Here is a 26,295-nt window from a genome sequence, read left to right as displayed (position 1 = left end):
AGCTGATGTGGTGCAGTGAGTGTGTTAGCATTTAACTATAAAAAATGCGTGCAATATTGCCTTAAGGCTCAGGACTTAATTTATGAAAAGCCAACAACACGATCCAATTTATTCTCAAATCTCTCAAGTAAAAGATGCCGTAGCCGAAGTGCTTGAGCATGCAAAAAAGTTGGGTGCAACAGCTGCAGAAGCTGCGATGTCAAGCACATCTGGTTTATCGGTTAGTACACGTATGGGTGAAGTAGAAACCATTGAATTTAACCAAGATGGTGGTTTAGGTATAAGTGTATATGTTGGTAATAATAAAGGCTCTGCGTCTACCGCCGATTTGAATCCAAAAACACTGCGTACCGTTGTAGAAAAAGCGATAGATATAGCTAAATTTACATCTGATGACCCATTTAATGGCGTTGCCGATAAAGAATTACTCGAGTTTTCACCAAAAGATTTAGATTTATACCACCCGTGGGATGTAAGCCCAGAGCAAGGTATTGAGCTTTGTCATGCCGCAGAGCAAGCTGCATTAAATGCTGATGAGCGAATTGTTAATTCAGACGGTGCCAGCTTTTCATCGCACCAAGGTTTACGTGTATATGGCAACAGCCATGGCTTAATTGCTGGTTTTCCTCGGACTCGTCATAGCATTAGCACTATGGTAATAGGTAAAGAGGGCGAGCATATGCAGCGCGACTCTGCTTACACTGTTGCGCGCGATCAAGCTGGTTTAAATGATGCTGCTGCGGTTGGGCTTGAAGCCGCTGCAGAAACGCTCGCTAAACTAAACAGCCAAAAACTAGGGACTATGAAAGTGCCTGTTATTTTTAGAGCTGATATTGCCAATTCACTGTTTGGCCATTTAGTGTCGGCCATCGGTGGTGGTGCACTTTATCGTAAGTCGAGCTTTTTACTCGACAGCCTTGGCACACAGGTATTTAGTAACTGTGTAAATATAGCTGAGCGCCCACATATTTTAAAAGGTTTAGCATCATCGCCTTTTGATAGCGAAGGGGTTAAAACGCTTGATCGTGAAATAATCCAAGGTGGCGAGCTACAAACCTATTTATTAGCAAGTTACGCTGCACGTAAAATGAATATGACGCCAACAGGCCATGCTGGCGGTATACATAACTGGTTAGTTGAGCAAACCCATAACGATTTATCGGCTTTATTAAAAACCATGGGTACTGGTTTATTAGTTACTGAGCTTATGGGCCAGGGTGTAAACACCGTTACGGGTGACTACTCGCGTGGAGCAGCTGGTTTTTGGGTCGAAAACGGCCAGATTCAATACCCAGTAAGTGAGATTACTATTGCCGGAAATTTAAAAGATATGTTTAAAGGCATTAGTGCAATTGGTGGCGATATTGAGCGCAGAGGCGGTATTCAAACTGGCTCAGTACTTATAGAGCAAATGCAAATAGCAGGCGCTTAATAGCAATTTGCAATAATACTTAATTAGGCGAATTGGTATAATATAAAAGCGCTCAGTTAAGCCAAACATTTACGTGCTTGGCTTAACAATGCTTTATTTAAATTTATGGGGTGTTGAATGGCAAAAGATAGATATGCACCAAAGCCGCTAACCGACATTATGGCGGGGCTCAACAATCGCTTGTCGGCCTATGCAGGTAAAAGCCAAGCACTTGATAAACAACAAACGTTACTAAAAGAATTTTTAGGTCCTAAGCTGGGTGAAAAATGCCGAGTGAGTAATTATCGAGACGGCACACTGATGATAGAGGCTGTATCGGCGTCTATCGCACTTAAGCTTAATTACTTAAAAATGGATATGCAGTCGCATTTTAGAGCTGCAGGCATGGCTGAGCTTGGGCAAATAAAAATTACTGCAAATCCGCAAGCTACTCAGCGATTAAGCGCTACTGGCAATAAAAGCCAAGCACAAAGCGCCGTTACGGGAAATTCTCGTAAAATGAGCACTCAAACCTCTGATTATTTAAATGCGATCGCTGCATCTGCACCTCCTTCTCTAAAAGAAAAATTAGAGCGCCTGGCTCTGCACGGAAAAAAATAATTTTTGAAATTTAAATAATTTGTCATTGGTAGGGCTATTTCGTTTGCTCATCGCATTCAAAATACTTTGTTACATATTCTATTTTAATGTTTGTTTAATGGGGTTTATTATACCCATATGGCGTACTTTTATCTGAGTTCGCTCTTGATACCCATTCCATTAAGTGAAAGCGTGCTGTGAGTGCTATTACATTCCTCAAGTATTCAAGAATTTAATGGAGTTGGTATTAAATTCTAACTAACAAACGGAATAACTATGAAGAAAGTAACTATTACCGCCGCAAGTATTGCACTTGCGCTTGGCCTAGTAGGTTGCGGTGAAAAACAACAAGAAACAAAAGTCACCGAAACTGCAGTAGTCACGGCCCCTGCAGAAAAAACGCTTGAGTTAGGTGTAGACCTTGCCAATATGGATGAGTCTGTACGTGCACAGGATGATTTTTACTACCATGTAAATGGTCAGTGGCTTGCTAAAACAGAGATCCCGGGCGATAAATCTAACTACGGTTCTTTTTCGCAGCTATATGACGAGTCGCAAAAAGCGATGAAAGTGGCTCTTGAAAGCGCGGCTGCTAATAACGCGGCTAAAGCGGGCAGTGACGAGCATAAAATTGGTGCTTTTTATAAAAGCTACATGAATAAAGATGCGCGTAATGAAATGGGAATTACACCACTTCAGCCTTCTTTAGATACAATTGATAGTGTTGAGTCTAAAGCTGATTTAGCTGGTCTAATGGCTAAAATTCAAAAGCAAGGTGCTAGCTTACCATTTGGTTGGTTTGTAAATAACGATGCTAAAAATTCAAGCGAATATGCCTTGTACTTATCTCAATCAGGCCTTGGGTTACCTGATCGCGACTACTACTTAAAAGATGACGAAAAATTCACTAAAATTCGTGCCGCTTATGAGCAATACATGACCGATATTTTAGCTAAATCAGGTGTTAAAAATGCATCTGAAGCCGCTAAAAGCGTTATCGCATTTGAAAAGTCTTTAGCTGATGCACAGTGGAGCCGAGTACAAAGCCGTGATGCAACAAAATCGTATAATAAGATGACGGTTGCCGATGCTGATAAACTAATGGGCGATTTTGATTTAGCTACGTTTTTTAAAGACGCTGGTGTGGATATACAAGAAATTATTGTGCGTCAGCCAAGCTACCTAGAAGCATTTGCCGATGTGTATAAAAACACAGACGTAACAACGTTGAAAAACTATTTAAAATTCCATTTTGTTAGCGGTTATGCACAGCTACTTAGTGACGATTTAGTTGACCTTAAATTTAACTTTTACAGCACAACATTGCGTGGTGTAGAAGAGCAAGCGCCACTTTGGAAAAAAGCAGTTGATGCTTCTAACAGTGTACTGGGTGAAATTTTAGGTAAAGTGTACGTTAAAGATAACTTCCCGCCAGAAGCGAAAGCGCGTATGGAAGAGCTAGTTGATAACGTAATTAAAGGCTACGGTGTAGCTATTGAAAACCTTGAGTGGATGAGCCCTGAAACTAAGCTTGCTGCCCAAGAAAAGCTAAACAAATTTACCCCTAAAATTGGTTACCCAGATAAGTGGAAAGACTACTCTGAGCTTACAATCAATTCAGATGAACTAGTAGGTAACTACATTCGTTACAGTGAATGGGCATACGCAGACATGATTGCTAAATTAGGCAAGCCTGTTGATCGCTCTGAGTGGCACATGACGCCGCAAACGGTAAATGCTTATTATAATCCGGTAAATAACGAAATTGTATTTCCTGCTGCAATTTTGCAACCGCCATTCTTTAATTTAGAAGCGGATGATGCTGTAAACTACGGTGCAATTGGCGCGGTAATTGGCCACGAACTAGGCCACGGTTTTGACGACCAAGGTGCTAAATACGACGGTGACGGTAACTTACGTAACTGGTGGAGCGAGACTGACCTTACACAGTTTGAAGAGCGTACAGGTGCACTAGTGGCACAATACAACGAGTACAAACCGTTTGAAGATGCAGGTGTTAACGGCGAACTAACGCTTGGCGAAAACATTGGTGATTTAGGTGGCTTAACCGTAGCGCATAAAGCATATATGTTATCTTTAGGTGATAGCAAAGCGCCGGTAATTGATGGTTACACAGGCGATCAACGCTTCTTTATGGGCTGGTCACAAATTTGGCGCCGTAAATATCGTGATGAAGAGTTACGTAACCGCTTAATGACAGACCCACATTCACCAAGTCACTACCGTGTAATCGGTATCTTGTCGAACATGCCAGAATTTTACGAAGCGTTTGACGTAAAAGAAGGCGACAAAATGTATATCAAACCAGAAGATCGCGTAAAAATTTGGTAATTGGTATTAGCTTAACCGAACTTTGGTTAATTTAATAAAAAACCAGCAAGTGTTTAGCTTGCTGGTTTTTTTATAGCAATAATATTGCTGCTATTGCATGAGAGTTTTATGCATCCAGCTTTCATTACTTAAAATGTTTTTATACAAAGCCAGTTGGTTTTGAGCTCGTTCTAAATTATGCTCGGCATGAGTGGTTTTAAAATACACATCATTATTTAAGTAATCAGTTAAAAAGCGCACGCTAAGCATTAAGGGCATAATTTTAGCACCAAGCAACAAGCTTGATTGCTCTGCCATACTCATAATAGGCTTAAGCGGAGCGAGGTAGCCCTTAACGAGCGCCTTAAAAATCTCTTTACGAATAACCACTTTATCAAGGTTGGTCGAGTCTTCTGCTTCAGCGCAGCAAAATGTACGTACCATGTCACCAAAGTCATACAGTAAAAACCCTGACATACAGGTATCTAAATCGATAACCGCTTTTGCTTTATGCGTATTACTACAATACAGCATGTTATTTATTTTAGTGTCGTTATGGCAAACCCGAATAGGTAAGTCGGCGGCTATATCACTGAGTTCTTTAATTAAATGCTGTTGCGATAAGCAATAGGCTATTTCGCTTTCACAGCGAATGAGCCGCTTATCAGTACTTGTATTTATAGCTGAATTTAATTGCTCAAAGCGCATGGCTAAGTTATGAAAATCCTCAATAACAGTGTAAAGCGATGCGGCGTCAAAATCGTGAAGGGCGTTTGCAAAGGTGCCAAATGCTAAAGCTGCCTGATGTGCTTGCTCTGTGGTTTTAACCACATCTTCACTAAAGCTTTGGCTAATAAAGTTAAGTACTCGGTACTGCTCGTCTTCAATGCTTATTAAGTACTCGTTGCTGCGTGTGCTTATGTGTTTAACAATCTCAAGCGGGTAGCTGTTGCTTTGCTTTTTAGCGTATAAGTGCTGTTCAATTAATTTTGCATTATTAATGAGGTGCGCAGGGTATTTAAATACATGGGTATTAAGCTTTTGTATAATAAATTGCTGCGACGCATTACTAAGCAGCCACGTCGTATTTATGTGGCCGCTACCTATAACACTAACCTGAGTAAGCTCAGGGTTTAGCGCTAAAAGCTCACTTAATTTATTTTGAATTAACGTATTCATTTAACCTACGCGTATCGAGCTTGTATTTTTTCAATAATATCAGCGTTAGCCGCAGGGAAGTCGTAGTTACTAAGCTCACTAATGGCAACCCATTCGCTTGGTTGTCCTTCAGCGCCACGCGCTTCACCACTAAAATTACTAACGACATGAATATCGAGTTTTACACATTTATCGCCGTAGTCATGCTCAATCACCATTAGCTGGCTAGAGCTGTGAATTGTGATCCCCACTTCTTCTGTTAGCTCTCGCTTAAGCGCTGCAAATACGCTTTCGCCAGCTTCTACTTTGCCACCCGGAAATTCCCATAAGCCACCTTGGTGCTGCTCATCGGCGCGCTTACAAATAAAAATGGCATTGTTTTTTTTAATAACACCTACGGCTACATTTACTATTTTTATTGTCATGTTTTTACTCCATAAAAAAAGCGACGCTAGCGTCGCTTTTTAATTACTTACAATGCGTGGTTATTTTAATTTACCACAACACTGTTTGAATTTTTGACCTGAACCACAAGGGCACGGATCATTACGGCCAACTTTTGGCTCTGTTCTAGCCATTACGGTTGCGCTTTGAGGTGCTTCGCCGCCTACGTGCTCAGCTTCTTCATGTTGGTATTCGCGAGGAGCATTTTCACTCTTACGGTGTTGCTCTTCTACTTTTTCAACATCTTCTTCTGCACGTACTTGTACTTTACTTAAAATGCCAACTACATCAACTTTTAAGTTTTCAAGCATTTCAGAGAACAGCTCAAACGACTCGCGTTTGTACTCTTGCTTAGGATTCTTTTGCGCGTAACCACGTAAATGAATACCTTGGCGTAAGTGATCCATTGCAGCAAGATGATCTTTCCAGTGCTGATCAAGGCTTTGTAACATAATCGCTTTTTCAAACTGACGTAGTACAGAGTCGCCAACTTGCTCTTCTTTTTGCTTGTATGACTGCTCAACCGATTGCTCAATACGCTCACGAAGTTTTTCTTCGTAGAGTTTATTGTCATCGGCTAACCACTGAGTAATTGGTAGCTCAATTAAGAAGTCTTGTTTTAATCGCTCTTCAAGGCCAGGCACATCCCACATTTCAGCAAGACTTTGTGGTGCAATGTACTGGTCAATAACACCAGCAAGTACATCACCACGGATAGCCGTGATAGTTTCTGAAATATCGCCTTCTTCAAGCAGTTCGTTACGCTGAGAGTAAACAACACGACGTTGATCGTTTGCTACGTCATCGTATTCAAGTAGTTGCTTACGTACATCAAAGTTACGTGCTTCTACTTTACGTTGTGCGTTTTCAATTGCGCGGTTTACCCATGGGTGCTCAATTGCTTCGCCGCGTTGCATGCCTAGCTTACGCATCATGTTAGTCATGCGCTCGCCGGCAAATATACGCATTAGCGCATCATCCATTGATAGGTAAAAACGGCTAGAGCCGGCATCACCTTGACGACCAGAACGACCACGTAATTGGTTATCTATACGTCGCGATTCATGGCGCTCAGTACCGATGATGTGTAAACCGCCAGCATCAATTACTGCATCATGGCGAATTTTCCATGCGGCTTTAATTTCAGCAATTTGCTCATCTGTTGGATTGTCTAGTTTTTCAACTTCGCTGTTCCAGTTGCCGCCAAGCACGATATCGGTACCACGACCGGCCATGTTAGTTGCAATAGTAACAGTGCCTGGTAAACCTGCATCCGATACGATGTCAGCTTCTTGCGCGTGAAATTTAGCATTAAGTACATTGTGCTTAATTTTTTCTTTGCGTAAAAACTGTGATAAATACTCAGAGCTTTCAATTGAAATAGTACCTACAAGCACAGGCTGTCCGCGCTCTTGGCAATCTTTAATATCAATTAAAATAGCTTCGTATTTTTCTTCTTGCGTTAGGTAAACTAAATCGGCGCGATCGTCACGAATCATCGGCTTATTAGTTGGCATAACTACGGTATCTAGGCCATAAATTGACTGAAACTCAAATGCTTCAGTGTCGGCTGTACCTGTCATACCTGCTAACGTTTCGTATAAACGGAAGTAGTTTTGGAAAGTGATTGAAGCAAGTGTTTGGTTTTCGTTTTGAATTTTTACGCCTTCTTTAGCTTCAACAGCTTGGTGTAAACCTTCAGACCAACGACGACCTTCCATTGAACGCCCTGTATGCTCATCGATAATAATGACTTCGTTTTCTTTAACAACGTAATCAACATCTTTTTGATAAAGCTTATGAGCGCGAAGTGCTGCATATACATGGCTTAAAAGGGTAATGCTACTTGCAGAGTAAAGCGAGTCGCCTTCTTCAATTAAGTTACGTTCAGTTAATAAGTCTTCAACTTTAATTTGACCGCGTTCAGTTAAATGAACTTGCTTAGACTTTTCGTCGATTGTGTAATCGCCATCGCCTTCAACACCTTCTTCGTCTTCTTTTTCTTGAAGCTCTAAAAGCGGCACTATTTTGTTGATTTCGATGTATAGATCAGAGCTATCTTCAGCCGGACCTGAAATAATAAGCGGTGTACGCGCTTCATCGATTAGGATTGAATCCACTTCATCCACTACTGCATAAAACAATGGACGCTGTACGCGCTCATCAATGCTAAATGCCATGTTGTCACGAAGGTAGTCAAAACCAAATTCGTTATTTGTACCGTAGGTAATGTCAGCAGTATAAGCTTGCTTTTTCTGCTGTGGCATCATGCCAGGTACGTTACAGCCCACAGTTAGGCCTAAGAACTCAAATAACTCGCGGTTTGTTTCAGCATCACGTTTAGCAAGGTAGTCGTTCACGGTAATTACGTGTACGCCTTTGCCTGTTAAGCCATTTAAGTAGGCTGGAAGTGTTGCTGTTAGTGTTTTACCTTCACCGGTACGCATTTCTGCAATGCGACCTTGATGTAAAACCATACCACCTAATAGCTGTACGTCGAAGTGACGCATGCCATTTACACGCTTTGACGCTTCACGTACCACGGCAAATGCTTCTGGTAAAATGTCGTCAAGGCTTTGTCCGTTATCGTAACGTTCTCTAAACTCAGCTGTTTTAGCTCTTAAATCTTCATCAGAAAGCGCTTCTAATTGCGTTTCTAGCGCGTTAATTAGCGCGACCGTCTTTCTTAGGTTTTTAATAGTGCGGTCATTGCGACTACCAAAAATCTTGGTAAATAAATTAGATATCATGATAAAACCGTTACAATGTATTCTTTGTTAACCGAGTGTCGGCTAACCCATTTTTTACAATTGGTAATTAATATGTGCTTTTACATAACACGTAGAACATATTAATTAGCAATTTTGTATTAAAGCGCCCAAAAAGCACTGTTTATTACGTGCGCTACTATACCAGACTCTGGCAAACAACAAACTATCTCAACAAAAAGATGTGTATTTAAAACAGAAAATTTTGATCTGATGCGAAAAAATCGCTTTAACTGATTTAATTACGCTAAAAATAGCCGCAAGTTGTAAAGATATGGTGCTAAATAAATTAAAAACAAGGGGAGTAGGCGCACAAGTTTTATACTTAGCGCTCTACATTGTTACCCTATATTTTATAACTTAAATTGGTTTACTGTTTTATTAAGTGCGGCAGCTAAATCGCTTAAATCACGCGCTTCATCAGCAAGTGTATAAGCATGATCGGCTGTACTATTTACTAAGTTGTTAATTGCCGATAGGCTGGTATTAATATCTTCAGCAACAACAGTTTGCTCCTCGGTAGAGGTGGCAATTTGGTGGCTTTGGTCTTGTACTTTGGTAACCGATTGCGCAATATTTTGCAGTGAGCTAAGTACTTCTTTGGTTTGTGATACTGAGCCTTCTGTTTGTTCTTGGCCTTGTAGCATCATTACCGATGCTTGCTGCGCTATTTGTTGCAACCGAGAAATCATATTACGAATATCGTCGGTTGATTCTTGCGTACGACTTGCAAGTGAGCGTACTTCGTCAGCTACCACGGCAAAACCACGACCATGCTCGCCAGCTCGGGCTGCTTCAATCGCTGCATTAAGAGCAAGTAAGTTAGTTTGATCGGCAATGGAGTTAATTACATCAACTAATGCACCTATGTTATTACTTTCTTGCTCAAGGCCTGCCACTACTTTAGATGCTTCACCTATGTGAAGCGCAAGCTCGGTCATTACTTTTTGTGCTTGCGTTGAACGACTAGCCCCTTCTGCTGTAATGGCTTGTACTTCTTCGGCGGCACTGTTGGTGTGCTGCGCATTACGTGAAATTTCAAGTACGGTACTGGCCATTTCGGTAACCGCAGCGCTTACACTATCTACTTGTTGTTTTTCTTGCTGTATTTCAGTATTTGTTTGCTCAGATACGCGCCTAAGCTGCGCTGCTGCATTAGTTAATTGCTCTGCTTGTGCGGCGGTCTCGAGCATCATGGCACGCAGTTTATCAATAAAGGTGTTCATATGATTAGCCAACTGGCCCACTTCATCTTTACTGTCGATATTAATTTTTTGCGTTAAATCGCCTTCACCCGATGCTATATCACGCATGATATTAGTAAGCGTTGTGATAGGCTGCGAGATCATTTGAGTAGCCCACAAAATCATGGCTAAAATAATAACAAGCATAATAATTACAGCTGTAATGGTGGTAGTAACGGCTGCATTTACTGGCGCTTCAATCATGCTGGTAGGAATAAGTATCCCTACGTACCAGTCTAAATAAGGCTGCTCTAGTTGCAAACGGTGGTAAACCACATAAAACTCTTCACCTTTTAAAGTAACCAGTTGGCTACCCTCAAGGTTATTGCGCATTTGAGTGTTTAGACTTTTAAAGCCTGATGTATTTGCAAATTGTTGTTCTAGGCCGTCGAGCCCTTCTTTACCTTTAGGGCCTTCGTCGGTAATAGATAATTTATGGCCTGTGGCTTTTGAAAAGTGTACTACTTTTTGATTGCCGTCGAGCAAAAAACCGTAGCCTTGACCATTAAAACGAATGTCTTCGACCATATCGTTAATTTTATTTAGCTGCAGATCAACGCCGCCCATACCTATGAGTTTACGCTGCGCGTTATATACTGGTTGTTGAACTACTGCTGATGCCACACCTGTAGTTAAATCAACCGAAATTGGCCCCACGTAAAGCTTGTTGATTTGCAAAGCTTCTTGCCACCAACCACGCTTATAAGCATAGTAAGGTTGGCCGTTGTACTGACTGGTACGTTCGTTTTCTTTAAAATATTCACCAGTGGTTGCTGAAGCAAAAAAGGCAGACAATACGTTTTCGTCATTTGAGCTAATACGCACAAAATCTTGGTTTACTTCGCTGTAACCTGGTGCATTTTTAATTGGTTGATCACGCACATTCCAATTTTCAAAAAAGTTGACTAAATGTGGGTTATTTACAAAAGTCGACACCAATTTACCGTACATTGCAAAGTAGCTTTGCATTGATAGTTGTTCGCTTTGTAGGTAGCTTTGTGCTTCGCGCTCTATGTTAACTCGGGAAAGATCTGCGATATGTTTAACGAAAAAAGTTGAGGCAATTATCAGTAAAACTGTGATCGTTCCACCAATCAATAATAATATTTTCTTCCGTAATGATAAATTATTTAGCATGAGTGTACGTATTATTGTTATTTAGTAAGTTATATCTAATCATATCTTACTTAAAATCGCTACGAAGTTAGATAGAAAGCACTAATTATGCGTTTAAAATGAAGGGTTATGCAAAAAATGGAAACTAAAGCTAATAAATTAGTAGTACTAGGAGCTGGTTGGCTTGGTCATGCTTTGTGCGTACAAGCTAAACACGCGGGTTGGGAAGTACAAGGCACTCACCAAAGTGATGAGCATAGCGATGATTTTCAGCGTCAATTTACATTGGTTGATAACAAGCTAAAACATGAAGTGGATTTACGCGATGCCTATTGGGTGTGCGCTATACCTCCACGCAGCCGTAACACGCAAAGTAACTATCCAGAGACTTTAGCAGCGGCACTTATTCTTGCTAAACAGTTAAATGCAAAAGGCTTTATATTGTGCTCATCTACCGGGGTGTATGACCAAGAAGCTGGTGTGTATAGCGAAAGCAGTGAGATATCGTGTACAAATGAGCGACAAATAAAACTATACGATGCTGAAGAGCAAGTGCTCGAACAAGACGGCAAAGTACTGCGTTTAGCTGGGCTCCTTGGCCCAAATCGTGAGCCAGGTCGTTTTGTTGCAGGTAAAGAGCTAAATACATCGAGTCAACAAGTTGTTAATATGGTGCACCAGCAAGATGTAATAAATGCTATTTTTTCGGTAATCGAAAACTTTAATACAGGGCAAAATATTTACAATGTGGTTAATCCCTCGCACCCAACCAAAGCGAATTATTATGCACTAAAGTGTGCACAGTATGGCGGTGAAATGCCTACCTTCACAAGCGATGAAGTGGCTGAGCGAAAAGTGCTGGGCTCAGCCATTGAAGCGTTAGGGTTTAGTTATCAGCACACAATTTAATGTGCTGATGGCAGCGGGTTATCAATAACAAAGTCACATAATACACCCTGCGCTAAAAGCATATTTGCAGATTCAATATCAGGGGCAAAGTAGCGGTCTTTGTCGTAGTAGCTAACATGCTTACGTAGTAGTGCTTTGGCTTTTTCTACTTGCTCAGATGCTTTAAGTGGTGCTCTAAACTCAAGCCCTTGGGCGGAGGCTAGCCATTCAATAGCCAATATGCCTTGGGTGTTATTGGCCATTTCATTTAAGCGCCTAGCAGCAAAGGTTGCCATAGAGACATGATCTTCTTGATTTGCCGAAGTAGGTAAGCTGTCTACAGAGGCAGGATGCGCGAGTGACTTGTTTTCTGATGCAAGTGCAGCTGCGGTTACTTGGGCAATCATAAAGCCAGAATTTACCCCACCGTTTTCTACTAAAAAGGGAGGCAAAGTTGAGAGGTTTGAATCAATTAACAAGGCTATGCGTCGCTCGGCCAATGCGCCAATTTCAGCAATCGCAATTGCTAAATTATCAGCTGCCATAGCCACTGGCTCTGCATGAAAGTTCCCACCTGAAATAATATCGCCAACATCGGCAAACACCAGCGGGTTATCGGTCACCCCGTTTGATTCACATAAAAGCACCTCTGCGGCTTGGCGTATTTGTGTTAAACATGCGCCGAGTACCTGAGGCTGGCAACGTAAGCAGTAAGGGTCTTGTACTTTTTCACAATTTACGTGAGATTGACTAATTTCAGAGTGTTCACTGAGGAGCTCTCTAAATACGCGAGCAGTATCTATTTGTCCTTGTTGGCCTCGAATATCATGAATACGGGCGTCAAATGGTGCACGGCTCCCTTTGGCGGCTTCAATACTTATAGCGCCAATAACGCAGCTTTGCGCGTATAAATTCTCGGCTCTAAATAAACCTTGTAATGCAAATGCCGTTGACGCTTGCGTGCCATTTAATAAGGCTAAACCTTCTTTTGCAGCAAGTGTAAGAGGCTCAAGCTCCGCTATTTTAAGACCTTGACTTGCGCTAATAACCTCGCCTTGATAGCGCATTTGGCCTTCGCCTAATAGTGGCAAGCACATGTGGGCTAGGGGGGCTAAATCGCCCGATGCGCCAACAGAACCTTTTTTTGGCACACACGGATACACTTCACTTTTTAATAACTGCATAAAAAATTGAATTACTTGCAATCGAATACCTGAGTAACCGCGCGAAAGCGAATTTACTTTAAGGGTGATCATTAGCCTTACGGTACTGTCATCCATGTATTCGCCAATACCCGCGGCATGTGAAAGCACAATGCTGCGCTGAAGTAACTCAAGCTCACTATCGGCTATTTTAGTATTGGCTAATAATCCAAAACCTGTGTTAATTCCGTACACGGTGCGGTGCTCGTTTATTACATTTTGAACGGTTTGTGCACTGGCTGCTATTTGTGCCTCGGCGCTGTTTTCTAAACTTAAATTAACGGCCGAATCGTTAATTTTTCTCAGTGTGTTTAAATCAAGGTGTCCGGGTGTGAGAGTGTGTGAAATCATGACTATTCCTGGTTTAGCATAGGTAAATCTAAGTGTTGTTCTTTGGCGCAATTTTTTGCAATGTCGTAGCCTGCATCGGCATGACGCATTACACCTGTGGCTGGGTCGTTCCATAGCACGCGCCCTATTCGCTCTTTTGCTCCATTACTACCATCGGCAACAATAACCACACCAGAGTGTTGGCTAAAACCCATTCCTACGCCGCCGCCATGATGCAGTGATACCCAGGTAGCACCGCCAGCGGTGTTTAATAGGGCATTAAGCAAAGGCCAATCTGATACAGCATCTGAGCCATCTAACATACTTTCGGTTTCTCGGTTGGGGCTGGCAACAGAACCCGAATCGAGGTGATCGCGGCCAATAACGACAGGGGCTTTGAGCTCGCCATTTTTAACCATTTCGTTAAAAGCGAGGGCAAGTCGGGCTCTATCTTTTAAACCTACCCAGCAAATACGTGCAGGTAATCCCTGAAATTGGATACGCTCTCGTGCCATATCTAGCCAGTTATGCAAATGTTTATCATCGGGGATGAGTGCTTTTACTTTAGCGTCTGTTTTGTAAATATCTTCTGGGTCACCCGAAAGTGCAACCCATCTAAATGGACCTATGCCCTCACAAAATAAAGGGCGAATATAAGCAGGTACAAAGCCAGGGAAGTCGAACGCGTTAGTTACGCCTTCATCAAATGCCATTTGGCGGATATTATTACCGTAATCAGTTGTTGCAGAACCAGCTTTTTGTAGCGCTAACATAGCTTTTACTTGCACAGCCATTGATTGTTTAGCGGCTTTTACAACTGTTTGTGGCGCTTGCTCTCGCATTTTAGTCGCGTGCTCCATGCTCCAACCTTGTGGTAAGTAGCCATTGAGAGGGTCGTGTGCTGAGGTTTGGTCGGTTACAATATCGGGAGTAATATCGCTGGCAGCAAGCGCAGTAAATACATCGGCTGCATTACCGAGTAAACCCACCGATAACGCTTCACCTTTTACACAGGCATCGGTAATTAATTGCAGTGCATGTTCAAGGTTTGTGGCTTTTACATCAACGTAGCCCGTTTTAATTCGAAAGTCGATACGGGTTTCGTCACATTCAACTACTAAGGCGCTAAAGCCTGCCATTGTTGCAGCTAATGGTTGCGCACCACCCATACCGCCAAGCCCGCCGGTTAATACCCATTTACCCTTTGCGTTACCAGCAAAATGTTGTTTTGCCATAGCAATAAAGGTTTCGTAGGTGCCTTGTACTATGCCTTGCGAGCCAATATAAATCCAAGAGCCTGCCGTCATTTGCCCGTACATCATCAAACCTTTTTTATCGAGCTCGTTAAAGTGCTCCCAATTTGCCCAGTGTGGCACTAAGTTTGAATTTGCAATAAGAACGCGGGGTGCATTGCTGTGGGTTTTAAATACGCCTACCGGTTTACCCGATTGTACAAGGAGGGTTTCGTCGTTTTCGAGTCTATCGAGTGTGTCTATAATTTTATCAAAACTAGGCCAGTCGCGCGCCGCTCTACCAATTCCACCATATACCACAAGTGAATGCGGATGCTCTGCAACATCAGGGTCTAAGTTATTCATTAGCATGCGTTTAGCAGCTTCTGTTTGCCAACTTTTGGCGCTTATTTTATCGCCATGGGGTGCACGTATTATACGTGTTTTATCTAATCGATTGTCCATGTTTTACTCCTGTTGTATATACAAGGTGATCGGCTTTTAAAAAACGCCTTTTAAAGCGTTTTATATTTAATCTGAACTGTGCTTGATATAAGTTTTTATTTTAAATTCAGGTTATTTTTTAAATGTTAAATGCCCACCTAAGCGGTATTTACTCCCAGGCGATACAAGTCGTGCAAAGCTAACAATGCCTTTGGATGACCAAGTGCGGCGGATTACTTGTAGACAAGGTTCTTCATTATATAAATTAAGCCATTGGCACATTTCGTTATTTGGCATAATTGCTTCCACAGTATGGCGGGCTTGTGTAAGTGGAGCCACGTTCGATAAATATTCGTGAGGAGTGAGTAATGTAAAATCTTGCTGCAAATAACCTTTTGCAAGCTCAGGGTTTACAAAACGTTCTTCAACTTGTAGTGGTTTTTCGTTTTCGTTATGCACAAGTACGCTGCGATAAACCACGCTGTCTATTTCTACCCCAAGTGCAATTGCAATAGGCGCGACAGCATTAATAGATTCGAGAATATGTACACTACAGCTATAGCGACCATTACGTTCTTTGACCTCATCGGCAATATTTTTTATTTCCAGTAATGATGACTGTGATTTAAAACTTGCTACAAACGTACCTAAACCTTGGCTGCGGGTTAAAATGCCCGCATCGGTAAGCTCGCTTAAAGCACGGCGTGCTGTCATACGGCTAACGCTAAATTGGCTGCTTAACTCATTTTCTGAAGGGACGCGCTGATCTTCTTGCCACGATCCATTTTTAATTTTATCGACAATAAATTGTTTTATTTGAGCAAATTTAGGTGTTGTCATTGAAAAATTGAGCTGTATTTATAATAAACAATGTTAGTTAAGATGACATAATTATCTTGTATATACAAGGTGGGTTGTTAGACTGTATTTTAAGCAAGTTAAGGAGTTGAATATGCAAAATAAAATATTAAACAATGAGCTAGGTGATATCGACTTACTAATTACTGATGCCAATATTGCCACTATGGACACCGCTATAGATGCTCCTTATGGCGCAATAGAAAATGCAGCCTTAGCCATAAAAAATGGCAAGATTGCGTGGTTAGGTAAGCAATCTGATTTACCAAGTTTTGATGTATTTGCAACGCCAACACTCAGTATTAAAGGGCAGTGGTTAACGCCAGGGCTTATAGATTGTCATACTCACTTAGTATTTGCGGGCTCTCGCTCACAAGAATTTGAACAACGCTTGCAGGGTGTAAGCTATGAGCAAATTGCTGCTCAAGGTGGCGGTATAGCAAGTACAGTCGCAGCCACGCGCTTAGCTGATCGTGAGCAACTCTTTGTTGATGGTAAAGATCGCTTAAACACCTTACTTGCTGAAGGAGTCACAACTGTTGAGATAAAGTCCGGTTATGGGCTTGATGTTAAAAATGAGCTTAAAATACTCGAAGTAGCCCGCTTATTGGGTGAACATCATCCTATTGATATTAAAACCACCTTTTTAGGGGCGCATGCTTTACCAGCTGAGTATAAAGGTCGTGCTGATGAATATATTAATTTAGTTTGCACCGATATGCTTGAGCAAGTTGTTGCAAATAACCTTGCAGATGCTGTTGATGTATTCTGTGAAAATGTGGGTTTTAGCTATGAGCAAACCAAGCAAGTGTTTGAAGCCGCTAAAAAGCATAACCTACCAATAAAATGTCATGCAGAGCAGCTATCTAATCAGCGCGGTGCACAGCTGGTGGCCAAATTTAAAGGTTTGTCGGCTGATCATATTGAATACCTTGATGAGGATGGTGTAAAAGCAATGGCGCAAGCAGGGACTATTGCTGTGTTACTCCCCGGTGCATTTTATTTTTTACGAGAAACGCAGTTACCTCCCATTGAGTTATTACAAAAATACAAAGTGCCCATTGCCATTGCGAGTGACTTTAACCCGGGTACTTCACCTTTATGCTCACTACAGTTGATGATGAATATGGCGTGTACTTTGTTTAGGTTAACACCAGAGCAATCGCTTGCAGGTGTAACGCGCAATGCGGCATTAGCACTTGGTTTAAATGATAGGGGCGTGCTAAAAGTAGGTGCAAGGGCTGATATTGCACATTGGCAAATAGGCCACCCATCGCAATTAAGTTACCAATTTGGCGTAAATAAACTGTTAAATCTATGGATTTTGGGTAGAATTAATTAGTTTTGTATTATTTTTGTTCATAATTAACATGCTTTTATTGAATTTTATAGCTAATGGAGTGGCGTAAGCTTGAGTATTTTGACTGACAGTAACTTTCCGATTTTTTTTAGTGGTGCGCTTTTAATGGCGATGATCGCTACGTTATTTTCGGTTAAAAATATCAGTATTAAATTTAGTTATTTGTGCACTGGAGTGGTTGGATTAGCCATTTTAAGTAGTGGTGCGGCTTGGTTAGCTATTTTGCTGGCTTTTGGTTTTTGCTTTCATTTGTGGCAGGCTTTTGAGCGAAATAACTGGAGCATGATTATTGTCAGTGCTGCTGCTGGGCTATTGTTTGTTGTGTTATTTTCGGCTCACTTATTATTAGAAGTACCACTTTTTTGGGTTGTAGTTGCCATATTATTATTAGCCATTGTTGGTTTTTTAAATGACGAAAGTGCAGTAAAAGAGGTTGTTATAGAACCTCAAAGTATTGATGAGGCGTTTATTGAAGAATCGCCATTATCTATTTTTGCGAATAAAAAGCAGCTACGCCAAGGTTACTACCATTGGTGTGAAAACAACCAAATAAACGCAGCTTTAGTTATTATTCGCCTTGAAGGGTTTGAGCAAGTTAACCAACATATAGGCCGCGACTTTGGCGATATTCTTTTAGCGCAAACTGCTAATAGAATTAAAGAATTATTAGTAAGTGATGAAATAGTACCTATAAACACTCATGAAAAGCTAGCCCATTTAGGCGGATTAAACTTTGCATTTATTTGTAGCTTAGCAAATCAAAAACACCTTCATGAACAAGTGATTGAGCAAATATTAGGGGCAACGCTTAAGCCTTTTAATGTAGCTAACTGTACGGTAGAGGTAAAAGCCCGTGCTAGTTATGTAAATTGTGATGAACAAGACAATAACTTTGATAATTTAATATCGTTCGCTTATCTTGCCCTTGATAGCCACCCAAATCGAAAAGTAGTGCCTTATCATCAGCAAATGATGGTAGAGCAGTTAGAGCAGCAGGCACGCTTAAAAGAGCTTGCTAATATTGATTTTGCTAGTGAGCTTGAACTTTATTTTCAACCCGTTATTTGTAATAACGGTGGCCAGATAGAATTTTTAGAATTGTTACTGCGTTGGCAGCACCCTAAGCAGGGGATTTTATCTGCTAATCGTTTTATTGATGATATAAGAATTGCAGGGCTTGCTTATCCATTAGCTAAGTTTGTGATTGAGCGAGCAGCAGAGCTTGCAATGGCATTGAGAATTGAAGGCATTACTGTACCACTGAGTATTAATGTGTTTGGCCCTGAAATGCTCAACGAAGAATTTATTGAATTTGTAGATTCGGTAATAAGTGAGCATCAATTAGAGCCGGGCGACTTAATAGTTGAATGTCCTTTACATATATTCACAAGCCTTGATGATAAAGGCCGAGCGATGATTGCTAGGTTAAATAATATTGGCTTAAAAGTATGTGTTGATGGCTTAGGTGATAACCCTGTACTGCTTTCTAAGTTACCAAGTTTGGCTGTGGAATATATTAAAGTGGCGCCCTCGCTTACTGCTGATTTTAGCAATCAAAACAACATACGTAGCTTAGTAAGTGGCATGGTTGAAATGCATAACCAACAAAAGACTAAAGTCATATTTGAAGGCGTAGAGACTCTTGAACAACTAAAATTTGTCAAAAGTTTAAAGGCGTATGCCGCTCAAGGTTATTACTTTGGTCATCCGTTAAGTAGTATTGGTTTGATGAGTTGGTTGAAGCAGTGGCGTATGGATTTAGCTAAGTAACTAGCTTAAATAATTTTACAGGGGATGCGCTGTTTATTGCTCTTTAGCTTGTAAATAGCTATTTGTCAGCGCACTTAATACTTGCCCTGTATGCTCAGCTCCAGCGTCTAAACCGTTAGGGTGTTGGCTAGGCGCTGCTTCACATAAATGTAAGTACTTAGCGCGGCGATTACTAGCGGCTAAATGTACAAAGTGCTCAGTGTCACTCACACTAAATCCACAGCATGTGTACGCACTAACAGGCATGTAAGTAATACTATCTAAGTCAACTTCAATACCCAGTGGTAAATCGTTAAAATTATTCAGTGCGTTTTCAATTGCCTGCGTAAGAGTTACTTTTCGCTTAACGTGTATTGATTGATAGCTATCAAATTTAAAGTCAGCTTCACTCATTGCATCTATAATTGCTTGATTGTTTTTTAATTCATGCAAGCCAATAACATGGTAATTACTTAGATGTTGCTCGTTATATGCGTAGCGAAACCCATTACCACTATGACGGCCTTCACATTCTCTAAAATCTGCATGGGGGTCAAAGTTAATGGCATTAATAGGCGTGTTTTTTGACTTACTTAGCGCACGAATAATTCCCAAGCAATTATTATGACCCCCGCCAATAACTATTGGTTCAAGGCCTGCTTTAAAAATAAGGCTTAATACTGACTCTACACGTTCATCAAGTTGTTGGCATAAATCTCGTAGTTGAGTTAACTGCTGGGCTTGTTGATTATCGAGTTGGCTACTTTGGGCCATTAAATCATCAGTATTGACTTCACCCAATAAAAGTACTTTTTGAGTGGCAATAAATTGATTGTGAGGTTGGTTTAAAAAGCGTTTTAAAAAAGCTGGCCATGCTTCGTTTGCACCGCCATTTCCTAAATTCGCCTTGGGGCCAATATCTTCGCAAATACCAAGGAGTACATAGCGAATACCAAATTGAGCAGCGTCAGTGAGTGCTTGTTGTAGGTTTACTTGAGTGTCGAGCAAAGCCATTGCTTGCCATGCTTTTTTCTCATTTGCGCGGGTAGAACAAAGTGCTCTAACCGCGCTTTCATCATATACTTTTAAGTGGGAGGTCACGTTATACTTCTACAACTTCCAACTCTAATTCTTCTGCAGATAAAACAATGCCTGTGCTGTCGGCATAAATAAAGTCGTCATCAAAAAACGATACGCCTGCAAAGTTAACACCTATGCCATCTTCACCCGCGCCTTCGCTATCAGCAGCAACCGGAATAGATGCAATAGCCTGAATACCTAAATCTAGGTCTTCAAGTTCGTCAACATGGCGCACAGCACCATAAACAACAATACCTTGCCAGTTGTTTTCAAAGGCAAGTTCTGCAAGCTCTATATCAATAAGCGCACGGCGTGTTGAACCACCGCCATCAATTAAAAGTACTGAGCCTGTACCATCTTGAGAAAGTAATTCACGGATCAGTTCGTTATTTTCAAAACATTTAACTGTTTTAATGCGGCCACCAAAGGTATGGCGTCCACCAAAGTTTATGAACATAGGTTCAAGCACGTCAACCACATCGGCAAAGTGATCGCATAAATCAGAAGTGCTGTAATCCATTATTTTATCCTCAAAAGATACATTAGGTTGTAACTCAGTATACCCTCCTTATAAGCAATAACAACGACTTAATAGCAGTAAATTTAAGCAAAATACGCGCAAGATCATCAATAGCAACAATACTGTCTTAAAAGCGTCACTCAATTGTTATTTACAACACCTAAGCTAAAACAGTGTTCAGATATTATGCAGCTAGGAGTAAGTGATGACTAATAACAGTGTGCTTAAAAAGGTAGCTCAAATGGATGAGCAATTGTTTTTAACTTTATTTAATTACAATTCGCCTAAATGGCTCAAAACAGCAGCGCTTGGTTTTTCAAAAAGCGGAGATGGGGCGCTTTACTTATTACTATGTGCAGCAGTGTGGTGGCTAAGTAGTAACGAACAGCATCAATTACTTCCTGCTACAGTACTATTAGGTTTTGTTATTGAAAGGCCAATTTATTTTTTAGCTAAAAATCGTTTTGCACGTATTCGTCCATGTGATTGTTTAGTAACAAATGCCTATATTGTGCCAAGCGATAAGTTTAGCTTACCGTCTGGGCACAGTGCTGCTGCATTTTTAGTCGCAACTATTTTAAGCCACTTCTTCCCTGAATTAGGCTTACTTTGTTTTACGTGGGCTGCAGGTGTTGCATTGTCTAGAGTGGTATTGGGTGTGCATTTTCCGGCAGATATCATTATTGGAGCAGCTATTGGTAGTTCATGTGGCTTATGTGCATTAATGCTGGTGGTGCCTGTATGAAAATATTGTATGGGGTACAAGGTACTGGCAATGGGCACATCACTCGTGCTCGGGTTATGGCTAGTCGTTTTAATGATTTAGGAATAGACGTAGATTATGTTTTTTCAGGGCGTGCGAATAAAGATTACTTTGATATGCATGAGTTTTCTAACTATAAAACATTTCGCGGTTTATCGTTTAGCACTCAAAACGGGCAAGTTAAAGCGCTACAAACACTTAAAAAGGCCAGGGTGTGTAAATTAGTCAGTGATATAAAAACCTTTGACGTAAAACAGTATGACTTTGTACTTAACGATTTTGAACCAGTATCGGCTTGGGCTGCAAAGCGAGCGGGCATACCTGTGGTGGGGATAAGTCATCAAGCTGCATTTTTATCAGACAGCGTACCGATGTTTGGCCGTGGCATATTAAGAAAGTCTCTTATTAAAAACTATGCACCTGCAAACACCTATTTAGGCGTACATTGGCAACCTTTTGCGCACAATATTATTCCACCGTTTATTGCAAATCATGAACATGGTAATCCGGTTGCTGTTATGAACAAAGTATTAGTGTATTTACCGTTTGAGAACCTAGATAGCATTATTGATTATTTGAAAGATTTCCCTGAAAAAGAGTTTTATTGTTACCACCCACATGCACAGGATAAATCAATTGGGCATATACATTTACGATCTCCTTCTCGCACTGGTTTTTTAAATGACTTAGCAAACACCAGTGGTGTGATTGGTAATGCAGGGTTTGAGTTGGCTAGTGAGGCGTTAAAGTTAGGTAAAAAGCTTTTATTAAAGCCGTTAGACGGGCAATTTGAACAAGGTGCAAATGCGCAAACATTGCTTGCGATGGGAATGGCGCATGTTATGAACTACTTGAACCCACAAGCACTTGATGACTGGAACAGTGCACCGCAAAACAAGCAAATTAACTACCCAAGTGATCCTGCACCATTAATTGATTGGCTCCTCAAAAAGCAATGGGGTAATACTCAGTCATTACATAGCGGGTTATGGGGAAGCGTTAATCTATAATAAAACACTTTTTAAAAACCGCAGTAAAGTAAAAAAAAGGTTAAGTTAATGAGATAGCTGCATCCAATAAGCTATACTGTAAATGCATATTTAACAAAGGCGTTTACGATGAATTTTTTACAAAACTTAACTATTAAACGACGTTTACAATTAAACGCTGTGGTTGTTGGTTTAGCGATGGTGGTTCTTTTATGCGTGATTATTTTTGAATCACGTACAACCCTTAGTTTAAACAAGACTATTCAATTAGCAGAAGAGCTTAACGTGCATGCATTAGCACTGCGTAAACATGAAAAAAACTTTTTGTTTTATAAGCAAGAAGACGCGTTAACTGCATTTGAAACGGATTTTGAACAGTTAAGTGATAAAGTCAAAAAGTTAAAACAGTTAATGGCTAAACAAGGTATTGCACAGGGGCAAGTTCAGCGCTTTGAGCAGCTAATAAGTAGCTATAATAATGATTTTAACACTGTTGTTAAGCTTCAAAAAGAGATAGGCCTAACCCCGACTGACGGGTTGTATGGCAAGCTTAGAAGTTCGGTTCATGAAGTTGAGCAATTATTAAAAGAGCAGCAAAATTATCAATTGTTGTCCTCAATGCTGCAATTAAGACGCTCAGAAAAAGATTTTATGCTGAGATTTGATATTAAGTACCTAGGGCGTTTTAACGAGGGAATTAATACATTCAAACAGCAGATAGCTGCAGCGCAACTTCCAATCGACTATAAAACACAAATTAATCCTCTGATTGATACATACCAAAGCGAGTTTAAAACACTTGTGCAGGCGCAAACTGAACTTGGGTTAGACCTTAAGTCAGGCGCACTTGGGGTAATGCGCGATAGCGTAGATAAAAGCGATGCAATTGTTTCGCAAATCGTTAAAGACACTAAGTTACAAGTTGAGCAAAGTGTAGAGCAGGCTCAGTTTTTAGCTATTTTAGTATTTGTGATTGCAGGTGTGATTGTATTAGCGCTAGTTTATTTTACGAGCCATTCCATTATTGTACCTATTGAGCGTGTTTATCACACCATTAACGATATTCGTCGTAATAATGACTTAAGTGTGATGATTGAACAAACAGGTAAAGACGAAATTACCACTATGACCATAGACTTTAATAGTTTAATTGGTGATTTTAAAAATCTGATTAATGAAGTTAACACTGCTTTAAATACACTAAATGTGGCTACTGAGCACTTATCTGAAAGTACAGCAGCTACAAGTTCTGGTATGCAAGAGCAATTACATGAAGCAGACATGGTAGCCACAGCTGCAACGCAAATGCAGGCAACTATTCAAGATATCTCTCATAATACTGAAGCGGCTGCTAAAAAAGCAGAGTCAACCAACTTAAGTGCACAGCAAGGGCGTAACGAAGTTGACTCAACGGTTAAGCATATTAGAGATTTGTCTAGCTCGTTAGGGAATGCATCAAGTGTTGTATCGCAACTAGAAAAAGACGGTGAAACCATAGGCTCAGTGCTTGATGTGATCCGCGCCATTGCAGATCAAACAAACTTATTAGCACTTAATGCTGCAATTGAAGCGGCTAGAGCTGGAGAACAAGGGCGTGGTTTTGCGGTAGTGGCAGATGAAGTTCGCTCACTTGCTCAGCGCACGCAAGAGTCTACTAGTGAAATAGAAGGAATTATTAATACCCTTCAGCAGCGCACTCAAGAGGTCGTTAGCATAATGCACCAGTGCCGCTCACAAGGAGATGAAAGCGCGTCTCAAGCAATTAAAGCGGGCGAGCTACTTGGTGCTATTACCGAAGATGTACAAACTATTATGGAAATGAGTACCCAAATAGCCGTTGCGATTGATGAGCAAAGCCAGGTAGCGTCTGAGGTAAATAAAAACGTGGTACGCATAAGAGATATCGCACAAGATGCCTCTGGACATGCTGCTAATAACGCACAAACGAGTGAAGAGGTATCTGAGCAAGCACGCGTTCTGTTTACTGCAATTGATAAGTTTAAGGTGTAATAACGCTTTATAGTGCGGGTCTATAAAGTTCAAGGAACAAACTTTATAGGCACGCTATCTTTACTTTCTTCGTGTTCAGTTACCCGTGCTAAATATTCATTCCATAACGTATCTTGTTGCTGTTGTAGCTTTTCAAAGTAGCGCCAGCTAAACAGCCCGCTATTATGGCCATCGTTAAAATCTAAACGCAGAGCATAATGACCAACAGGTACTATGTTTTTTATTCCTACAGCTTGCTTATTAAGTACTAACTTCATTGGGCCAGAGCCATGACCTTGCACTTCTGCTGAAGGGGAGTGAACACGTAAAAACTCGCAGCTAAATACAGTTTTACTGTCATCATCAAAGTAAACATCTAGGTTTTTACTTACACTGTGATAATGCACTTTTGTTACGTGTTTCATTTTATATATCCCATTAAAAAGCCCCCAATGTGGAGGCTTAGAGTATAGTATTTATGCCTAGCTTATAAAATAAAGCGGCTTAAATCTTCATCTTCTACTAATGCACCTAAGTGTTTTTCAACATAAGCGGCATCGATTACTAATGACGAGCCTGCTTTTTCAGAAGCATCGTATGAAATTTCTTCCATTAATCTTTCCATTACAGTATGCAAACGACGAGCACCGATGTTTTCGGTTTTTTCGTTTACTTGCCAAGCAGCTTTAGCAATACGCTCAATGGCATCGTCGCTAAACTCAACATCAACTTGCTCAGTTTTAAGAAGTTCGCGTTGTTGCTCAGTAAGTGAAGCATGCGGTTCTGTAAGAATTCGTTTAAAGTCATCAGCAGTGAGAGCTTCAAGTTCAACACGAATTGGTAAACGACCTTGTAGCTCTGGGATCATGTCTGATGGTTTAGACATTTGAAATGCACCAGAGGCAATAAATAACATGTGGTCAGTTTTAACCATACCGTGCTTAGTATTTACAGTTGAACCTTCAATTAGCGGTAGCAGGTCGCGTTGTACGCCTTCACGGCTAACATCTGGGCCTGACGAATCGCCACGCTTACAAATTTTGTCTATTTCATCAATAAACACAATACCATTTTGCTCTACTGCAAAAATAGCCTGCTCTTTTAGCTCTTCAGGGTTAACTAATTTAGCGGCTTCTTCTTCCGTTAATAGCTTGAAGGCTTCTTTAATTTTTAACTTACGCTTAGTGCGCTTGTCGCCACCCATGTTTTGAAACATGCTTTGCAGCTGGTTGGTCATATCTTCCATACCAGGAGGCGCCATAATTTCTACATTTGGCTGTGCTTGCGCTAAATCAATTTCGATTTCTTTATCATCAAGCTGACCTTCACGTAGTTTTTTACGGAACGTTTGACGAGTTGATGAATTATCATCACGCTGTGTTTCACCGTATTGATCTTTCGCTGGTGGTAAAAGTGCATCTAAAATACGCTCTTCTGCAGCTTCTTCGGCGCGGTGCTTAAACTTTTTAGTTTGTTGCTCACGTGTCATTTTAATCGAAACATCAACTAAATCACGAATGATGGTTTCAACTTCTTTACCAACATAACCCACTTCAGTGAATTTAGTCGCTTCTACTTTAATAAATGGTGCGTTGGCTAATTTTGCTAAACGGCGTGCAATTTCAGTTTTCCCCACACCTGTAGGACCAATCATTAAAATATTTTTTGGTGTAACTTCGCTGCGCAAATCATCATTAAGTTGCATACGGCGCCAGCGGTTGCGAAGTGCAATAGCGACTGCTTTTTTAGCTTTAGCTTGGCCAATAATATGTTGATCGAGCTCGTGAACGATTTCTCTTGGAGTCATAGCAGACATAGC

The 26,295-nt window shown here is 40.8% G+C and carries 20 protein-coding genes; 9 read left to right on the top strand and 11 right to left on the bottom strand.

Translation table 11 applies throughout. The features are described 5' to 3' along the window. Positions 1-82: 82 nt before the first annotated feature. From pmbA to CWC11_RS10055, 3 genes are all read left to right on the top strand, one after another. Positions 83-1,432 carry a metalloprotease PmbA gene (gene pmbA, locus CWC11_RS10065; protein WP_138682584.1) on the top strand — a complete coding sequence of 450 codons (1,350 nt, stop codon included), beginning with the start codon at positions 83-85 and terminating at the stop codon, positions 1,430-1,432. A gap of 117 nt (positions 1,433-1,549) precedes the next feature. Beyond that, a complete protein-coding gene (locus tag CWC11_RS10060) occupies positions 1,550-2,032 on the top strand; it encodes a DciA family protein (RefSeq protein ID WP_138682583.1) in 483 nt (160 codons plus the stop codon). 255 nt (positions 2,033-2,287) lie between these two features. Further along, positions 2,288-4,363, top strand: coding sequence for a M13 family metallopeptidase (locus CWC11_RS10055; protein ID WP_138682582.1), 2,076 nt, complete (start codon positions 2,288-2,290; stop codon positions 4,361-4,363). Between the two features lie 90 nt (positions 4,364-4,453). Here CWC11_RS10055 and CWC11_RS10050 read toward each other — a convergent pair whose 3' ends face one another. The 4 genes from CWC11_RS10050 to CWC11_RS10035 form a co-directional block, all read right to left on the bottom strand. After that, positions 4,454-5,521 (bottom strand): phosphotransferase enzyme family protein, encoded by a 1,068-nt coding sequence (locus CWC11_RS10050; protein WP_138682581.1) that lies wholly within the window; start codon positions 5,519-5,521, stop codon positions 4,454-4,456. A 5-nt stretch (positions 5,522-5,526) separates the two neighbouring features. Continuing rightward, positions 5,527-5,925, bottom strand: a complete 399-nt coding sequence (gene mutT, locus CWC11_RS10045) for an 8-oxo-dGTP diphosphatase MutT (RefSeq protein WP_138682580.1) — start codon at positions 5,923-5,925, stop codon at positions 5,527-5,529. Between the two features lie 60 nt (positions 5,926-5,985). Beyond that, on the bottom strand, positions 5,986-8,694 hold the full coding sequence (gene secA / locus CWC11_RS10040; RefSeq protein ID WP_138682579.1) for a preprotein translocase subunit SecA: 2,709 nt from the start codon (positions 8,692-8,694) through the stop codon (positions 5,986-5,988). Positions 8,695-9,065: 371 nt separating this feature from the next. Further along, entirely contained in the window at positions 9,066-11,093 is a 2,028-nt protein-coding gene (locus CWC11_RS10035) for a methyl-accepting chemotaxis protein (RefSeq protein WP_138682578.1), read from the bottom strand. 117 nt (positions 11,094-11,210) lie between these two features. On the opposite strand from CWC11_RS10035, the gene CWC11_RS10030 reads away from it, so the two are divergent. Further along, entirely contained in the window at positions 11,211-11,981 is a 771-nt protein-coding gene (locus tag CWC11_RS10030) for a Rossmann-fold NAD(P)-binding domain-containing protein (protein WP_138682615.1), read from the top strand. On the opposite strand, the gene hutH is transcribed toward CWC11_RS10030, so the two are convergent. The 3 genes from hutH to hutC form a co-directional block, all read right to left on the bottom strand. After that, a complete protein-coding gene (gene hutH / locus CWC11_RS10025) occupies positions 11,978-13,513 on the bottom strand; it encodes a histidine ammonia-lyase (protein ID WP_138682577.1) in 1,536 nt (511 codons plus the stop codon). The genes CWC11_RS10030 and hutH overlap by 4 nt on opposite strands. 2 nt (positions 13,514-13,515) lie before the next feature. Then, positions 13,516-15,189, bottom strand: a complete 1,674-nt coding sequence (gene hutU / locus CWC11_RS10020) for a urocanate hydratase (protein WP_138682576.1) — start codon at positions 15,187-15,189, stop codon at positions 13,516-13,518. Positions 15,190-15,300: 111 nt separating this feature from the next. Further along, positions 15,301-16,008, bottom strand: a complete 708-nt coding sequence (gene hutC, locus CWC11_RS10015; protein WP_138682575.1) for a histidine utilization transcriptional repressor HutC — start codon at positions 16,006-16,008, stop codon at positions 15,301-15,303. Between the two features lie 112 nt (positions 16,009-16,120). On the opposite strand from hutC, the gene hutI reads away from it, so the two are divergent. Together hutI and CWC11_RS10005 are read left to right on the top strand one after the other, a co-directional pair. Next, the gene (gene hutI, locus CWC11_RS10010; protein ID WP_138682574.1) at positions 16,121-17,368 is read left to right on the top strand and encodes an imidazolonepropionase; all 1,248 of its coding nucleotides are present in this window, start codon (positions 16,121-16,123) and stop codon (positions 17,366-17,368) included. A gap of 123 nt (positions 17,369-17,491) precedes the next feature. Then, on the top strand, positions 17,492-19,156 hold the full coding sequence (locus CWC11_RS10005) for a bifunctional diguanylate cyclase/phosphodiesterase (protein ID WP_138682614.1): 1,665 nt from the start codon (positions 17,492-17,494) through the stop codon (positions 19,154-19,156). Positions 19,157-19,189: 33 nt separating this feature from the next. On the opposite strand, the gene CWC11_RS10000 is transcribed toward CWC11_RS10005, so the two are convergent. Together CWC11_RS10000 and rraA are read right to left on the bottom strand one after the other, a co-directional pair. Beyond that, a complete protein-coding gene (locus tag CWC11_RS10000; RefSeq protein WP_138682573.1) occupies positions 19,190-20,236 on the bottom strand; it encodes a formimidoylglutamase in 1,047 nt (348 codons plus the stop codon). Between the two features lies 1 nt (position 20,237). Further along, positions 20,238-20,735: a ribonuclease E activity regulator RraA gene (gene rraA / locus CWC11_RS09995; RefSeq protein WP_138682572.1), complete on the bottom strand. Its 498-nt coding sequence runs from the start codon at positions 20,733-20,735 to the stop codon at positions 20,238-20,240. A 205-nt stretch (positions 20,736-20,940) separates the two neighbouring features. On the opposite strand from rraA, the gene CWC11_RS09990 reads away from it, so the two are divergent. From CWC11_RS09990 to CWC11_RS09980, 3 genes are all read left to right on the top strand, one after another. Continuing rightward, a complete protein-coding gene (locus tag CWC11_RS09990; RefSeq protein WP_138682571.1) occupies positions 20,941-21,480 on the top strand; it encodes a phosphatase PAP2 family protein in 540 nt (179 codons plus the stop codon). Then, a complete protein-coding gene (locus tag CWC11_RS09985; RefSeq protein WP_138682570.1) occupies positions 21,477-22,508 on the top strand; it encodes an MJ1255/VC2487 family glycosyltransferase in 1,032 nt (343 codons plus the stop codon). The genes CWC11_RS09990 and CWC11_RS09985 overlap by 4 nt, the downstream gene beginning before the upstream one ends. A 108-nt stretch (positions 22,509-22,616) precedes the next feature. Next, positions 22,617-24,497: a methyl-accepting chemotaxis protein gene (locus CWC11_RS09980; protein ID WP_138682569.1), complete on the top strand. Its 1,881-nt coding sequence runs from the start codon at positions 22,617-22,619 to the stop codon at positions 24,495-24,497. A gap of 29 nt (positions 24,498-24,526) precedes the next feature. Here CWC11_RS09980 and CWC11_RS09975 read toward each other — a convergent pair whose 3' ends face one another. Together CWC11_RS09975 and hslU are read right to left on the bottom strand one after the other, a co-directional pair. Further along, positions 24,527-24,901: a gamma-butyrobetaine hydroxylase family protein gene (locus CWC11_RS09975; RefSeq protein WP_138682568.1), complete on the bottom strand. Its 375-nt coding sequence runs from the start codon at positions 24,899-24,901 to the stop codon at positions 24,527-24,529. A gap of 62 nt (positions 24,902-24,963) precedes the next feature. Continuing rightward, on the bottom strand, positions 24,964-26,292 hold the full coding sequence (gene hslU / locus CWC11_RS09970) for an ATP-dependent protease ATPase subunit HslU (protein ID WP_104641859.1): 1,329 nt from the start codon (positions 26,290-26,292) through the stop codon (positions 24,964-24,966). Positions 26,293-26,295: the final 3 nt, after the last annotated feature.

It is taken from the genome of Pseudoalteromonas sp. S3178, from assembly GCF_005886985.1.
Classification (GTDB): Bacteria; Pseudomonadota; Gammaproteobacteria; order Enterobacterales; family Alteromonadaceae; genus Pseudoalteromonas; species Pseudoalteromonas carrageenovora.
The sequence above is the reverse complement of the archived record's forward strand: the minus strand, read 5'-3'. Positions and strand labels throughout refer to the sequence as shown.

Coding starts and splice junctions, on each gene's coding strand:
- hutU (WP_138682576.1), bottom strand. CDS start 15,189: ATGGACAATCGATTAGATAAAACACGTATAATACGTGCACCCCATGGC.
- CWC11_RS09980 (WP_138682569.1), top strand. CDS start 22,617: ATGAATTTTTTACAAAACTTAACTATTAAACGACGTTTACAATTAAAC.
- pmbA (WP_138682584.1), top strand. CDS start 83: ATGAAAAGCCAACAACACGATCCAATTTATTCTCAAATCTCTCAAGTA.
- secA (WP_138682579.1), bottom strand. CDS start 8,694: ATGATATCTAATTTATTTACCAAGATTTTTGGTAGTCGCAATGACCGC.
- CWC11_RS10055 (WP_138682582.1), top strand. CDS start 2,288: ATGAAGAAAGTAACTATTACCGCCGCAAGTATTGCACTTGCGCTTGGC.
- hutI (WP_138682574.1), top strand. CDS start 16,121: ATGCAAAATAAAATATTAAACAATGAGCTAGGTGATATCGACTTACTA.
- CWC11_RS09985 (WP_138682570.1), top strand. CDS start 21,477: ATGAAAATATTGTATGGGGTACAAGGTACTGGCAATGGGCACATCACT.
- hslU (WP_104641859.1), bottom strand. CDS start 26,292: ATGTCTGCTATGACTCCAAGAGAAATCGTTCACGAGCTCGATCAACAT.
- mutT (WP_138682580.1), bottom strand. CDS start 5,925: ATGACAATAAAAATAGTAAATGTAGCCGTAGGTGTTATTAAAAAAAAC.
- CWC11_RS10005 (WP_138682614.1), top strand. CDS start 17,492: ATGGCGATGATCGCTACGTTATTTTCGGTTAAAAATATCAGTATTAAA.
- CWC11_RS10035 (WP_138682578.1), bottom strand. CDS start 11,093: ATGCTAAATAATTTATCATTACGGAAGAAAATATTATTATTGATTGGT.
- CWC11_RS09975 (WP_138682568.1), bottom strand. CDS start 24,901: ATGAAACACGTAACAAAAGTGCATTATCACAGTGTAAGTAAAAACCTA.
- hutH (WP_138682577.1), bottom strand. CDS start 13,513: ATGATTTCACACACTCTCACACCCGGACACCTTGATTTAAACACACTG.
- CWC11_RS10030 (WP_138682615.1), top strand. CDS start 11,211: ATGGAAACTAAAGCTAATAAATTAGTAGTACTAGGAGCTGGTTGGCTT.
- CWC11_RS10050 (WP_138682581.1), bottom strand. CDS start 5,521: ATGAATACGTTAATTCAAAATAAATTAAGTGAGCTTTTAGCGCTAAAC.
- CWC11_RS10060 (WP_138682583.1), top strand. CDS start 1,550: ATGGCAAAAGATAGATATGCACCAAAGCCGCTAACCGACATTATGGCG.
- CWC11_RS09990 (WP_138682571.1), top strand. CDS start 20,941: ATGACTAATAACAGTGTGCTTAAAAAGGTAGCTCAAATGGATGAGCAA.
- hutC (WP_138682575.1), bottom strand. CDS start 16,008: ATGACAACACCTAAATTTGCTCAAATAAAACAATTTATTGTCGATAAA.
- rraA (WP_138682572.1), bottom strand. CDS start 20,735: ATGGATTACAGCACTTCTGATTTATGCGATCACTTTGCCGATGTGGTT.